This is a genomic window from Bacillus sp. FJAT-29814, from assembly GCF_001510715.1.
Classification (GTDB): domain Bacteria; phylum Bacillota; class Bacilli; order Bacillales; family Cytobacillaceae; genus Neobacillus.
Map to the genome: position 1 here is coordinate 38494 of NZ_LMTJ01000004.1, position 13744 is coordinate 52237.

The window sequence follows — 13744 nt, forward strand, 5'->3', positions numbered from 1 at the left end:
CCTCTCTTATTTAATACCGCTACTCATCGACCCTTCGACGATATATTTTTGGAAGAAAATATACAGGATAACGATCGGAATCGTTACAATGGTCAACGCTGCCATCATATGGCTTGTAAAGATGTTATACGTATCACTGAAAACAGCATTTAATGCCACTTGAATTGGCATCAAATCCGAATTTGACAAGGCCATGACCGGCCATAGGAAGTCGTTCCATGAAGCCAGGAAGGTCAAAATGCCAACCGTGACGTACATATTCAAGCTGGAAGGGATGACAATTCGGAAGAAACAGCCAAGTTCGCTTAGCCCATCAATTTTTCCAGATTCAATCAATTCACCAGGGAAGGACAGGAAATGCTGCCGGAACAAGAAAATATTCATGACATTCACGATAAACGGGAGCAAATAGCCCGGAACGGTATTGATTAAGCCCATTTCGTTTACGACAAGGAATAATGGCAGGATGGTTGCTTCAATCGGAACAATCATCAACGCGATAATAAAAATGAGAATGCCGTCCTTAAACGGGAACTTAAACCTGGCCAAGGCATAACCTGCCAAAGAGTTAATCGTCAACCCGATGACAACCGTGACAGAGGCATAGATCAAACTATTTCCGACGTTTTTAAAAATATTATATAAACCTAGTAATTCCGTATAGGATTTTAAGGACAGGTCCGAAAACCTTGGAATAATTGCAAAAATGCCGCCAATATCTCTATAAATGACCTCGTCAATTTTAAATGAGGATAGAATCATCCAAAGGAGCGGAATCATGAATTGTAAAGCGACGGCGACAGCCAATACATAAAAGAGTGATTTCTTGACTAGTTTCATGCTGCCTTCTCCTCTCCAAACAGCCTTTTAATCCCAATAGAGACAATGATCAAAAAGACGGTAAACACTAACGTGATCGCGCTGGCATATCCAACATTCCGGTGGCGGAATCCGTACTCATAAATATATTGCAGGATGGTCATTGTAGAATAATCCGGACCCCCGCCCGTCATCACCATTGGTTGAACAATTAGTTTAAAGGCTTGAATGGTCGTTGTAATCACCAAAAACATCGTAATTGGCTTTAATGAAGGAATCGTAATATACAGGAATTTCTGCAGCCCATTCGCCCCATCAATCTCAGCGGCTTCATAGATTTGGTTGTCTATGTTCTTTAGCCCCGCCAAAAAGATCATCATCTGGTATCCACAGCCTGACCATGCAGAGATTACCACGATCGTGTACATGGCTTGAGAAGCGCTCGTGAGGAATGGTTGCTTCGAAATGCCGATATTCGCCAACATTTCATTAATTAAGCCCGATGTCGGATTTAACATAACGGTCCAAAGAATAGAGATGACAACTAACGATAAAACAGCCGGAGAAAAATACGCTGTCCGAAATAGGCCGACACCCTTAAATTTCTTATTGACGATCAAGGCTAGGCCAAGCGCCATCGCAAGCTGCAGCGGCACAACCAAGACGACGAATTTGATCGTGTTGAGGAAGCTTTGCCTTAATACGTCATCCGTCAGCATCCGCTTGAAGTTTTCCATACCAGTAAATTGTTTAGCGTCCGGCTTTAATAAATAATAATCAGTAAATCCATAGGTAAACGCTAGAATAATCGGAAGCACAATGAATAAAGTGGCAAGTACCAGTGCTGGAATTAGGAATCCATAGGCAGCGGCGACCTCACCTTTTTTATAGTGATTACTTTGCCGATAATGCTCCGTAGTATTTCTCACTTGCACGAACCGGCTTAATTTTAATTTTTTCATGGTTTCACATCCCCTCTATTAAATCAAAACTCGCCGATTGGCAAGTCCGTTAGGACGAAGACAGAGGCGTAGTTGAATTTATGCGTTCAGAATTTATGGATATAAATTCTGATTAGCTAAATCAAAACTCGCCGATGGCAGGCCTGATAGGACGAAGACAGTGGCGCAGTTGAATGATGTGTGAAAAAGAGGTGAGGTCATCCCCACCTCTTTATTTAAAAAACTACTTCCGATATTTTTCTAGTTCTTTATCGATTTTCTTTGCGGCATCGTCCACGTACTTCTTGATTGTCGCAGAATCCGTTGTTTTATTTTGTGCAATTTTCAATAGAACATCTTTTGCAAATGTTTCAGAAAGATATGGGTAACCCGGTGATACAGGACGAGCCTTATTGGTGTTTTCAACCTGGTACTTTAATACAGTCCATGCTTCATTGTGATAAAGGTTGTCCGTATTTGTATCGATTTCGGAAATAGAATTGATTCTTGTTGGAATCGATCCGTTTTTGTGATAGTACTCTTTTGCTGCCTCGTCGTTTGTCAGCCATTCCATGACTTCAACTACTTGCTTGATGCGTTTTTCATCTTTCTCCTGACCATTGCGGACGAATGCCCAGCTTCCGGATGGAGTATAGAGGCCATCATAGTTCTCGCTCATTTTTGGATAACGAACGGTTCTGAACTTTAGGTCAGGATAGTTGTTGATCAATTCATTGACATACCAGAATCCACTTACAGATAAAGCTGTTTTTCCAGAATGAAATGCTTTTTCAGACTCTGAAGCAGTAGCAAGGGCTGGCTCTTTAAATAATTGAGAATATTTCGTTAAAGCGTCTACAGATTTGCTGCTGTTTAAAACTCCATCAACGGTTAAACCGTCTTCATCCACGATATTGGCGCCATTGCCCCAAAGGATCGGTGTGTAAAAGTAGGTTCCAGTTTCATAGACACCATTTGAAACATCCGTTAATAACGTGCTGACTGCGGTTTCATACTTTGCAAATGCTGGGTCGTTTGATTTCTTAGCAAACTCGTCAATTTTTCGGGCAAGTGTCACAAACTGGTCCCAAGTCCAATCTTGATCCTTGCTAGGAATCAACGCCTTAATATCATCAGGCAATGCATTGATCATATCTTCGTTATACATGATGGCAACACCAGAATCAGAGTAGCCCATTCCGTATAATTTGCCATCCACTGTACCCTGGTCGATGATTGCTTGTGTAAAGCCTTTCTTAAAACCATCACTTAAATAAGGATCTACTTCACCAATAACGCCAGAATCTGCATAAGCCGCAATGTCCGGACCGTCAAGAGTGAAAATATCAGGCATGTCGCTTGCTGTAATCGCAGCATTCAGTTTATCAATGTAACCTGAGCCGGCTCCGGCACGGGTAATATTTTGAATTTCTACTTTTGGTCCATCTGGATGTTCTTCATTAAATGTCTTAACCCGATCAGCAAACATTTTTCCCTCTGGGTGATCAGCTGCTGCTTGTGTCCAAATCGTTATTTTACCGGCTTTGTCGCCATCCCCACCTTTAGAACTACATGCCGCTAGGGAAAGGGCTAGGACTAAAGCTGCCATTAACAAGAATATCTTTTTCATACTTTCTTTGAACCTCCCTGAATTGAATATTCCTTGAATACGTATTCACGTCTTACACTTAAAATGTTAACGCCTAAGGTTTCATCTGTCAATATTTTTTTAAAACGTTTACAAACCTTTCTTTTAAGGGTAAAATGTTAGTAGATTGAATGGATAGTTTGATTGAATTATGCGAATATCTCATGAATACGTATTCTCACCCTTCTAATTTCATGAATATGTAGGGAATACGTATTCAACGATGAAAGGATTTTTTATATATGAAAATAACGATGAAAGAGATCGCCAAGCTGGCAAATGTTTCTCAATCGACTGTATCGAGGGTCATTAATGGAAACAAAGGCGTCAACGAAGAGGCAGCCCAGCGGGTTATGGAAGTCATTGAAAAAGTTGGGTTTATTCCAAATAAAGCTGCGCAAACACTAAAAAGGAGCAAGTCTCACATTATCGGCGTGCTGCTTACAGAGACATACAACCCCTATTTCGTTGAATTAATTGATAAGCTAGAGGCAGAGTCCCGTAAGCGGGGGTACAATATCCTCTTGCATGTATCAAACCGCAATCCGATTGTGGAGTGGGAAAGTGTTCAAAATTTTATAGCCCGTCAAGTGGACGGGATGATCATTATTCCATCTGGAGAATACAACATCGAACGGATTAGCAAACTTTCGATCCCTTCTATCGTGATGACGCAAAATTGGAAGCCAATTGACAGTATTGGCCTTGACCACATACTGGCAGGAAAAATGGTGGCGGAAAAATTTGTCTTATCCGGACATAAAACGTTTGGGTTCGTTGGAACGGCCCCGGATGAAAAATTTCTTGGTTTCAGCAGCGGATTGCAGGAAAACGGCGTGGAATTTGCAGATAAAAATTATATCATTTTACAGGAAACTTCTACGAACAACTTTTTAATACGACGTGATATTGATGCGTATTTGGAGCAAGCTGGGGGAACAGTTGATTTTACTTGCTGCTTTGCAGCGAACGATATCATGGCCTTGGAGTTCCTGAGGGCCATTGAAGATAGAGGGATAAAGGTCCCCGAGGATATCTCGATTATCGGGTTTGACGATACGTATCTCGCTAAAATTATGGGGATATCCAGTGTTCATCAGCCGATTGAAGAAATGGTCAATACGACGCTTGAGCTTCTTTTAGACCGCGTAGAAAATGAAGTTACTTCTGAACCGGTGCAAATCAAGCTGAATCCTACTCTTGTTGAACGCAGTAGTTCGAATCTAAAGAAATGAAGCAGGGACGGGCGGTTTTGTGCCTCATATTTCTTGCTTACAATGATGCATAAAAACCTGCCCCTTTTTGCGTACCACGGCTACGGTTCTGTCTACACGGGATTTTTCCGTGTCACTGTCACTATCAGCCTTTCATATTGACCGGCAAGCCGATTTTTTCCTTATCTCGGTCACTTTGAGCCTTTCATATTGACCGACAAGCTGATTTTTTTCTTGTCACGGTCACTATAAGCCTTTCATATTGACCGGCAAGCTTATTTTTTCTTTGTCTCGGTCACTATGAGCCTTTCATATTGACCGGTAAGCGGATTTTTTCCTTGGCTCGGTCACTTTAAGCCTTTCATATTAACCGACTAGCTAATTTTTTCCTTGGCTCGGTCTCTTTGAGCCTTTCATATTGACCGGTAAGCTGATTTTTTCCTTGGCTCGGTCACTATGAGCCTTTCATATTGACCGGTAAGCTGATTTTTTCCTTGGCTCGGTCACTATAAGCCTTTCATATTGACCGGCAAGCTGATTTTTTCCTTGGCTCGGTCACTATGAGCCTTTCATATTGACCGACAAGCTGATTTTTTCCTTGGCTCGGTCACTATGAGCCTTTCATAATGATAGGAACACGAAATTTTATCCTTTTCCAAACCGCCCCCAACTTACGATAATATTCTACAAGCTGTTGCCCATGCGCAATCTAATTGGACGTTTGTTTAAACAGGTCCAAAGCCTTGATCCTAATCACTTTTTCTCTCCCATATCCCCCAATTGCTTGTCAGTCAGACAATCGTTTAAGTAGAGTGGGTTGAACATTTGAAAAATAAACGTTTCAGATGTATTTCACGCAAGAATAATGATGAACCTTGTTGGATAAGGGCCGCTTCATTCGGGCAGTTTCCATACGAATACAATCATTCGTCAGTCTCCAGCACCATCCATCACCGCTTCACCCAATCAAACGTTTGGATAAAAGCAGCAAGAATCTTACTATAGCCGGATTCTACAGCTTTTCGAGGGCAAAATGATGTCATTCATCCAAACGTTTGGTTAACATGCGCCACAACTATACTCACTACTGAATTTATATTTATTTTGGCAGCAGAAGAATGTCGAAATCTTATATTCAACAAATCAACAAAAAAGAGCCATGCCAAGGTTCCCATATTTACTGCAGACGCTGCCCTTATGGGAGCAATAAGATTTTACCCGTACTTTTTCGGCTTTCTAGATATCGGTGAGCTTCTTGTCCCTCTCTTAACGCAAAAGTGGTCGGCTCCGATACTTTTACTTTTCCTTCTTCTATCCATCTAAACAGCTCTTTTGATCGTGCCACTCTTTCTTCCCTAGACGTGAGAACATTCCAAAGGTCTCCCCCCGTTAGGGTTTTTGAGGTATCCATCAACATACGGGGATCAACTGGAGCCGGATCTCCGCCTGCCATCCCATAAAATACAACGGTACCACCGATGCGCGTAACAGCAAAACTGTCCATGAGTGTAGAGCCGATTGATTCATAAACAACATCTACCCCTTTGCCATTCGTGTCTTCCAGAACCTTCCGCTTCCAGTCATCGTTGTACTGGAGTACCAAATCCGCTCCCACTTTTTTTGCCGCTTCACCTTTTTCCTTAGAAGAGGTTAAGCCGATTACCTTACCACCAAGAAGCTTTACCATTTGAACAAGAAGCTGCCCGACACCTCCGGCTGCTGCGTGCACTAAGACAACATCATTATTTTTTACTGCATAGCTGTCCCTTGTAAGATAATGTGCAGTTAGTCCTTGAAGGAGTATAGATGCAGCCTCATTAAATGAAACGGATTCTGGCAGAGGTATTAATTTTTCATATGGAACAGCTACTAGCTCGGCATTGGCAAATGGAACATCAGCAAATGCAACACGGTCTCCGGTTCTTACGCCTTGCACTTCGGCTCCTACTTTTTCTACAATTCCGGCGCCTTCATAACCTAAAATATAGGGAGGCTTCCCGGAAAGATGATAATTTCCTTTCCTTCTATAAATATCTGCAAAATTTAGGCCAATCGCTTTCATCCTTACAAGAATTTCATCCGGACCGATGACAGGATCCATTACTTCGCCATATTCCAGTACTTCCGGGCCTCCAAATGTGTTAAAAACAAGTGCTTTCATATAAGTACCTCATCTCTAGTGTTAATTCATAATCACTTCTTTTATATGTTAGCATTAATAGGTCGGTATATATGCAAGGAGCGTTTAAATTTACATCATTGCAATTCGCAACTGAATTCGCTTTATTTCTTTAAGTCCATATAAAACCCAAACACACATTTTTACTTCGTTCTATTATATTTCCTAAACATGAAATAGGCGAGATCACCTTTAGATCATCTCGCCCGATTCTTGAATATCATTTTTCTTCAATTAAAAATAGATTCAGTATGCAAACTGGGTTAAACAAGGAAATAAATTCTGAAAGTACAAAAAACCGACAGCTGCCGGTTTTTTACATCATTTAAAGCTTTTTAAGCATTGATTGCTTCCCATTCTTCTTTGCTTGGACCATATACGCCAGGAACTTTCAAGCCAGCTTGTCTCATCAGCACAGTCAATTGTCCCCGATGATGAGCCTGATGTTGAATTAGCAGACGGAAAACAGCTTGAACTGGCATGTCCATTCCAAATAAATTCACGATTTTGTTCATTTCTTCATCCGAAACCTGTTCAGGAAATGCTTGTGTGAACCGCTGACTTACTGTTTTGTAGGTCTCGCTGATTTCAGCTGCTGATCTCGGTGTTTCTTTTTGAAGATCAGGTACCTCGAATGTTAATCCTACCTGTGAAGGAAAGTAAAAAACTGCTCCAGTAATGTGCCAAGCCAAGCTTCCTATGCTGTATAATCCTGGAGAAACTTCCTGATTCAACGATTCATCTGTCAGCACGTCCAACACTTTTTGGGTAACATCTGCTTCTCGTTTCCATTCGTTTAAGAAATCATTTACTGATGTAAACATTTCATTCCCTCCTCCAATTGGAAAATCCTTCATTTTTAAACAAGTTTTTCATATTCATTGTATCATGCTCAGCTAACTATTTGCTTCTCTCAAAAGACCTATTAACAATTACTTTTTATGATATAGTCACATTTTTCATTTTTCACTTTGATATCCATTCATATTGAATGTCAGGCAAATTTTCTTCATTTTCGTGTCCTCTGCCAATGATTTTAAATCCATTTTTTTCATAAAATCGTTGTGCATTTTCATTTACTTCAAATGTATATAATGTTAATCTCCCACTTGATTGTTCTTTTACCTTGTCAAGTAATGTTTGACCAATCCCCATTCCTTGATAACCAGTATGAATATACAGTTGGCTGATCTCCCTTTCATTATAGGCAATCATTCCAACTACATTGTCATCAATTAAAGCCAAATCTATTTGATACTGTTGGGGTAATATATTATTTAAATAATTTAGGTGATTTTCAAAACTATGATTTTCTTTCTGACCAATAGCCCGTTCCTTACTATCTCGCCACATTTCCACTGTCTGTTCAGCGTACTTAGGATTATACTGAGTTATTACGAATTTGTGTTTGTTCACTACAATCCCCCCTTAAGCTTTGTTTGTTGATTTAGCATCCGATCCTTTAACAACCTCCACGTTTTTAAGGTTGAGATTGACTCATTTATGTTCTTCTTTCTGATTGGAATTCCACGCTACAGCTCCAAATAGAGCTCCAATGATTAAGATTGTCCATTTTATTGCTCTTTTCATCTTCTGCACTCCTTTATTTACTCTTTTTTCTTAAGTCTAATCAAAACAAGTATTCTGTCGTGCAGCCCAAAATGCAGAATGAGGGACAGACTCTTTTTGCATTCATTATTGGCTACACTCGGTCAGAATCGCGAATACTAAAAGGAATCCTTATTAGGATATTTAATTTTTGCAAAATTGCATATGTTCAATTACTTTATTGTACTACATATTCAACCAAATGAAGAAAGTGAAGATGCTAGAGGAACAGCTAATTTTTAATTTGCGAATGATCTGGAGATGAATCGTGATGTCATGGAAATCATTCTTTACATACGAATTTATAAAAGAAGTTAGAATTTCACTAGGTATCTTGGTGCTGTTCTTACTTTTTAGGAAGATATTTGCCAAATATATCATTGTTCTGATATTAAAATGGAGTCGAAAAGAACATCATCCTTTTTTCTCTCACATGTTTTTATCATTCGAAAGACCAATTCAGTGGCTGCTCCTTGTATTTGGAATTTATTTAGCCGCTTGGAACCTCCCTTATTTTGATCATTCCCATCTGTTATTTGTGAAAATAGTAAAATCCGCAATTATCTTTATTGTCGGTTGGGGGTTGTTTAACTTATCATCTTCCTCTTCCCTTATTCTTGCAAAACTTAATGAAAGATTCGACTTTGAAATTGATCAAATACTGATCCCTTTTTTGTCTAAATTATTGCGAGTTATTATTGTGGTTGTCATCCTTAGTGGGATTGCAGCAGAATTTAATTATAATATTGTTGGTTTGGTGGGAGGTTTAGGATTAGGCGGGCTTGCATTTGCCCTAGCTGCTAAGGATGCAATCGGTAATTTATTTGGAGGCGTCATTATCATTACAGAAAAACCTTTTACCATTGGAGATTGGATTTTAACATCGAGCGTAGAAGGTACAGTGGAGACGATTACGTTTAGAAGTACAAAGATCCGAACTTTTGCACAAGCACTCGTAACCGTACCAAATGCAAAATTAGCAAATGAAACGATAACAAACTGGAGTAAAATGGGGAAAAGGCGGATTGTGTTCAATGTAAGTGTAACGTATGATACACCCAAAGAAAAGTTAGAAGCTGTTATTAAAAAGGTGGAGCAGATGCTGAAAACTCACCCTGGCATCCACCAAGACACAATCGTAACCAAGTTTGATAAATATGGAGCAGATGGGTTAGATATTTACATTTATTTTTTCACAAAAACAACCGTCTGGATCGAGTTCTTACAAGTAAAAGAAGAAATCAACTATAACATAATGGATATCCTTGATCATGAAGGGGTTTCCCTTGCAATCCCTAATAGAAGGATATATGTAGATTCAAAATCTGAAGGTAATGGGAAAGTTAGATGGGAGTTTTTAAAGTGAAGTATCTACATTCTAACTAGGATTCATATCTTGATCCCGTTTTAACAAGCTGAAGAGAGTGTCCTAAAAGTATAACTTTTGGGAGCACCTCTTTTTGTTTTTTTTCGAACCATAAAATTAATTATTCCTTCCTTAACTTAAGTACCCGTGCAAAAAAAAGCATCCTGAAAGTCTTGCCTTCTTGAACACAAATCCCTTTAATAAAAAAGAAGGTCTCTTCATCTCGAAGAAACGAAGTTATTTTTTCTTCGTCATTTCCCAACAAACCTATTGCAGCAGCTACACCAATGCCGAGACCAAACCAAGCAGCAATACTCAATACATTTATATATTTTAACAAATGTTTACTTTTAAGTATTTTAAGACTTAAAGAAACTAAAGTTTCACTAACCACACCCCAAACTGTTTCTGGCATTTAATTGATGTATGTTTCAGCAGTATGTTTATTATTCTTTATGAGTTTTTTCTCATTTAAAAATTGTGGCTCTGTCTTAGTGAAGATTCTATTTTGTAGTTCAACTAACGAATGCGATAGTCTTAGAAGGATTATTGCTAATTTTTGTTGAAGTTATTAAGCTAACGGACAGGTTAACTCAAGAAGCATTTAATAGTTTTTGATTTGTTATGGAGTTGAGAAAATGGACGTATTAATTTACACATTGATTTTGTTTGTTATCCCGTTTATTTACCAAAACAAAATTACAGTATATTTTTATATGAAAAGTAATTCTTTATTGGCGGCAGTATTTCTCACTAGTTTAGTTAACTTAATTCTTTACTCTGGCGGCATTATAGGATGGACGTATTATAGTTTTAACGCCGATATAGGATGGGATATTGAAACTTTAATATTGAGTGGGGTAGTATTTACAATCCTTGTTTTTATAACAAATTTATTTATCATGGTTATTTATTTTAATGTAAAAAAAAGCACTTAATTAACCGTTCAGGCTTCTTGAAATAACAGGGAGGATAATTGAATAAAGAAGATTGAAAGGAAAGTAATTCACAAAAAAGGGAGGTATAAAAGGTGGACTTATTACTATGGATAACTATTGGTTTCATAATAATTGGATTTGTTGTTCTCACTTCTATGAAAAAAGGTATGGAAAGTAAGCTCGCTTTTATAACAGCAAATATGGAAGAAGAGGAAAGTTCAAAAAAAGCTAAATCCATAATTTGGTGGATAGCGAGTGCCACAGCTTGGGGAATAGTGAGTATGATTCTTATTATTTGGTGGTTTCATAATCACTTTGGATAACTGTTGGTTTCAAATGTACTTAAACAAACAGAGTGGTTACTTTAAGATCCGTCTGCCATTACGGCCATTTTTTATTGAACTAAAGGGCATTTAACGAGTAATACGTGTTAAAATTTAAGCAAATATAAATCAAGGGGTGTTAAATATGTCTAAAGATGTTATTGCCATAGTAGCCATAGTTTCTTTTGTAATATGGATTGCGGTTTCCCGAGAAGCTGTAAAACCTTCAAAAGAGATAAATTGGCGAAAAATGATAACCTTACTGTTTGCGGGAACTTTATCGGCATTAGTTATAACCATTTCGCTTTTTCAAAGCCTGCCCTTTTAGTTCCGAACGGGGGCTTATGTTTAATAAAGGGTCGCTGCTGCGGCTTTTTTTGTTGTTCTACGAACGGTTAATTGAATAAACATTGTTTGTTCAGATGGGAAGGGAGTAGATATTAAGGGTCCTTTACTAATGTTTTGTTCGTTGTTTTATCATTAGTTCTGTCTTTGAAATAGCGTTTGATTCTTTATAAGAAAGAACGATAAATTATATAAAAGTTTGATAAAATGTTATTAATAAATTGAGATGGTGAACTATAAATGATCAGGTTGGAGATTTAATGAAAAACAATTATAATATTTATAATATTGTCGTGCATGTTATCAATTTAATCCTATTGGGAACTATCGGTTTTCTCGCGTTTTTCTCTGTGGTAAATATTAGCCCAGCCCAAGACCCCATCTCTGACATGTTTAAATTCGGTCTTATTGCTTTTCTGCTCGTCATGTGGGCAGTTAATTACTGGTTCCAATACAAGAGGCAAAAATGGATTCTACCAATAGCCGGAACCGTCCTTTACGTCGCCATCGCTTTGTTTGTCATGGGGGTTGTTATGCCATTTCTACACTACATTGCTTATTAAATAAACCCGCAGCCATGCCGAATAACAATTAAACAGAGTTATCACGTTTGGTAAGCTGGCTAATAGAAGCTCAGTTCTTATTGCAATAATGGATGCTTTAACACAATAAGAAATAAAATAAATGAGCTTGAAATATGCAAGTTTTTATGCACTACTTGCGTATTTAAGGCTCTTTTTACATTCATAAAAGATACTGCGTGTTTATTGCATTTCTTAATTGCCAAATTCACCCCAAACCAAAAAACAAAGGAAGCAGTGTCCCCTGCTTCCTATTTGTATGGATCTGTATTTAATAAGGTGGCTGCATCGACGATTTCAAATCCCCTGGCTTTTAATTGTTTAATAATGGTCGGGACAGCCTTGGCTGTTTCCGTTTTATCATCGTCGCTGTGCATCAGGATGATGTCCCCGTTCCGAACGTTGTCCAGGACGTTTTTTTTGATATTTGCTTGCTCCTTCTGTGACCAATCCAGGGTATCGATGGACCAAATGAGAATAATGGAATCTTGCTCTTTTGCTACGCTGATTACCTTATCATTCATATCCCCATAAGGCGGCCTGAGCAGTGCCGGTGATTGGCCGATCACCGCACGGATTGCTTCGGATGACTTCAATAAATCTTCCCGCAGCTCTGCCTCCGTCTCCTTTGTTAACTCGCGATGATAAAAACTGTGGCTTCCAATGATATTTCCGTTATCGTACGCCGCTTTGACAATATCGGGATTTTGCTGGACCTTTTGACCAATAAAGAAAAAAGTTCCCCTCACATTTTCCTCTCTCAAAGCGTCAATGATTTTGGGCGTATTGATCCGGTCGGGACCATCGTCAAAGGTAAGGGCGACCCTCTTTTTATCAGGACCATTCACATATACATCATCGGGAAACCTCTTCGGGAAGTCGAGGATTTCCTTTCGCCATTGCCTCATTTTTTCCCATGCTGAGGCTGAAAGATTTTTGGAATTTCCCTTGATGGAAAGAAGATAAGCCTCATCTGTAATGGTTTGTTCAGTCAGGCTGTATACGGCTAAATGATCCACTTTCCCTGATTGATTGGATAGGATCCACTTTAATTGATAGTCCTCATTCAGTTTATACATGATGATTTTTTCGTTTCCATTAGTGGTAACCCTTGTTGGGTCTTCCATATATTGTTTTATCTCTGTGAAAGTAAACACTTGGATGGATGGGTCGTAGGAACGGACATCCTCAATTTGTCCATCTTCGGTATAACCAAAAACCGCATGCTTAGCGGGATAGGTCGCGTAATACCGATTTTCAACCTGATCAACTTGTTCAGGCTCCCCCCACGCATTTTTCACTTGTAAAATGGTGGATTGATGGGCTGCAAATGGGTTGTTCACCACGTGCCCGGTTTTAGCTAAAGAAACAATTTCTTGAACTGTCAGAGACAGGTGCTCTTTTCCAGTATTGCTTTGGTCACCTTGATTCTCTTCCTGTGCTGGCGGATGAACTGCTTGATTTTTAGACGGCGTCCTGTCCTCAGAATGGCTGCAGCCTATCAAGGCAACAACACACAGCAGAATTGATAAGTATAGCTTCATATAAATCCACCTGCCCATTTTTTGACTGTGATGCCCTTCCACTCATATCGTATTCTGCACAATCGTCTTTTCTCCTATATATTTAATGCCAATGGAAAAACTAAAAACTATTATAAAAGATTCGTTGATTACTCACCGATTGCCCAAATTCATCAGTATTTCAGTGAACATATCCATTTTTTTAAAAAATCATTTTCCTCCTGTAACAATCCATAACCGCCAGACGTTTTTATTATTG

At 38.9% G+C, this 13744-nt stretch carries 14 protein-coding genes; 6 read left to right on the top strand and 8 right to left on the bottom strand.

Annotation, left to right across the window (positions count from 1 at the left end; genetic code table 11):
* Positions 1–6: 6 nt before the first annotated feature.
* From AR334_RS10475 to AR334_RS10485, 3 genes are all read right to left on the bottom strand, one after another.
* Complete coding sequence (locus AR334_RS10475) at positions 7–840, bottom strand: carbohydrate ABC transporter permease (RefSeq protein WP_066309531.1); 834 nt, start codon at positions 838–840, stop codon at positions 7–9.
* Positions 837–1781: a carbohydrate ABC transporter permease gene (locus tag AR334_RS10480; RefSeq protein WP_082692892.1), complete on the bottom strand. Its 945-nt coding sequence runs from the start codon at positions 1779–1781 to the stop codon at positions 837–839. The genes AR334_RS10475 and AR334_RS10480 overlap by 4 nt, the downstream gene beginning before the upstream one ends.
* Positions 1782–2004: 223 nt before the next feature.
* Complete coding sequence (locus AR334_RS10485; RefSeq protein WP_066309533.1) at positions 2005–3390, bottom strand: sugar ABC transporter substrate-binding protein; 1386 nt, start codon at positions 3388–3390, stop codon at positions 2005–2007.
* A gap of 260 nt (positions 3391–3650) precedes the next feature.
* On the opposite strand from AR334_RS10485, the gene AR334_RS10490 reads away from it, so the two are divergent.
* A complete protein-coding gene (locus tag AR334_RS10490) occupies positions 3651–4643 on the top strand; it encodes a LacI family DNA-binding transcriptional regulator (protein WP_066309535.1) in 993 nt (330 codons plus the stop codon).
* 1174 nt (positions 4644–5817) lie between these two features.
* Here AR334_RS10490 and AR334_RS10495 read toward each other — a convergent pair.
* From AR334_RS10495 to AR334_RS10505, 3 genes are all read right to left on the bottom strand, one after another.
* Complete coding sequence (locus tag AR334_RS10495; RefSeq protein ID WP_066309537.1) at positions 5818–6783, bottom strand: quinone oxidoreductase; 966 nt, start codon at positions 6781–6783, stop codon at positions 5818–5820.
* Between the two features lie 353 nt (positions 6784–7136).
* Positions 7137–7625, bottom strand: coding sequence for a DinB family protein (locus AR334_RS10500; protein WP_066309542.1), 489 nt, complete (start codon positions 7623–7625; stop codon positions 7137–7139).
* 142 nt (positions 7626–7767) lie between these two features.
* Positions 7768–8217: a GNAT family N-acetyltransferase gene (locus AR334_RS10505; protein WP_066309545.1), complete on the bottom strand. Its 450-nt coding sequence runs from the start codon at positions 8215–8217 to the stop codon at positions 7768–7770.
* A gap of 463 nt (positions 8218–8680) precedes the next feature.
* On the opposite strand from AR334_RS10505, the gene AR334_RS10510 reads away from it, so the two are divergent.
* Positions 8681–9775 (top strand): mechanosensitive ion channel family protein, encoded by a 1095-nt coding sequence (locus tag AR334_RS10510; RefSeq protein WP_066309548.1) that lies wholly within the window; start codon positions 8681–8683, stop codon positions 9773–9775.
* Between the two features lie 121 nt (positions 9776–9896).
* On the opposite strand, the gene AR334_RS10515 is transcribed toward AR334_RS10510, so the two are convergent.
* The gene (locus AR334_RS10515) at positions 9897–10190 is read right to left on the bottom strand and encodes a hypothetical protein (protein ID WP_066309551.1); all 294 of its coding nucleotides are present in this window, start codon (positions 10188–10190) and stop codon (positions 9897–9899) included.
* A 223-nt stretch (positions 10191–10413) separates the two neighbouring features.
* On the opposite strand from AR334_RS10515, the gene AR334_RS10520 reads away from it, so the two are divergent.
* From AR334_RS10520 to AR334_RS10535, 4 genes are all read left to right on the top strand, one after another.
* Positions 10414–10713, top strand: a complete 300-nt coding sequence (locus AR334_RS10520; RefSeq protein ID WP_066309554.1) for a hypothetical protein — start codon at positions 10414–10416, stop codon at positions 10711–10713.
* Positions 10714–10805: 92 nt separating this feature from the next.
* On the top strand, positions 10806–11036 hold the full coding sequence (locus tag AR334_RS10525) for a hypothetical protein (protein WP_066309557.1): 231 nt from the start codon (positions 10806–10808) through the stop codon (positions 11034–11036).
* A 145-nt stretch (positions 11037–11181) separates the two neighbouring features.
* Complete coding sequence (locus AR334_RS10530) at positions 11182–11364, top strand: hypothetical protein (protein ID WP_066309558.1); 183 nt, start codon at positions 11182–11184, stop codon at positions 11362–11364.
* Between the two features lie 277 nt (positions 11365–11641).
* Positions 11642–11944 carry a hypothetical protein gene (locus AR334_RS10535; protein WP_066309561.1) on the top strand — a complete coding sequence of 101 codons (303 nt, stop codon included), beginning with the start codon at positions 11642–11644 and terminating at the stop codon, positions 11942–11944.
* Between the two features lie 269 nt (positions 11945–12213).
* On the opposite strand, the gene AR334_RS10540 is transcribed toward AR334_RS10535, so the two are convergent.
* Positions 12214–13506 (bottom strand): polysaccharide deacetylase family protein, encoded by a 1293-nt coding sequence (locus AR334_RS10540; RefSeq protein WP_066309563.1) that lies wholly within the window; start codon positions 13504–13506, stop codon positions 12214–12216.
* Positions 13507–13744 lie beyond the last annotated feature (238 nt).

Bases quoted from the DNA above. Each gene is read 5' to 3' on its own strand.
- AR334_RS10490 (WP_066309535.1), top strand. From the start codon at position 3,651: ATGAAAATAACGATGAAAGAGATCGCCAAGCTGGCAAATGTTTCTCAA.
- AR334_RS10495 (WP_066309537.1), bottom strand. From the start codon at position 6,783: ATGAAAGCACTTGTTTTTAACACATTTGGAGGCCCGGAAGTACTGGAA.
- AR334_RS10510 (WP_066309548.1), top strand. From the start codon at position 8,681: ATGTCATGGAAATCATTCTTTACATACGAATTTATAAAAGAAGTTAGA.
- AR334_RS10480 (WP_082692892.1), bottom strand. From the start codon at position 1,781: ATGAAAAAATTAAAATTAAGCCGGTTCGTGCAAGTGAGAAATACTACG.
- AR334_RS10475 (WP_066309531.1), bottom strand. From the start codon at position 840: ATGAAACTAGTCAAGAAATCACTCTTTTATGTATTGGCTGTCGCCGTC.
- AR334_RS10540 (WP_066309563.1), bottom strand. From the start codon at position 13,506: ATGAAGCTATACTTATCAATTCTGCTGTGTGTTGTTGCCTTGATAGGC.
- AR334_RS10535 (WP_066309561.1), top strand. From the start codon at position 11,642: ATGAAAAACAATTATAATATTTATAATATTGTCGTGCATGTTATCAAT.
- AR334_RS10520 (WP_066309554.1), top strand. From the start codon at position 10,414: ATGGACGTATTAATTTACACATTGATTTTGTTTGTTATCCCGTTTATT.
- AR334_RS10485 (WP_066309533.1), bottom strand. From the start codon at position 3,390: ATGAAAAAGATATTCTTGTTAATGGCAGCTTTAGTCCTAGCCCTTTCC.
- AR334_RS10500 (WP_066309542.1), bottom strand. From the start codon at position 7,625: ATGTTTACATCAGTAAATGATTTCTTAAACGAATGGAAACGAGAAGCA.
- AR334_RS10530 (WP_066309558.1), top strand. From the start codon at position 11,182: ATGTCTAAAGATGTTATTGCCATAGTAGCCATAGTTTCTTTTGTAATA.
- AR334_RS10515 (WP_066309551.1), bottom strand. From the start codon at position 10,190: ATGCCAGAAACAGTTTGGGGTGTGGTTAGTGAAACTTTAGTTTCTTTA.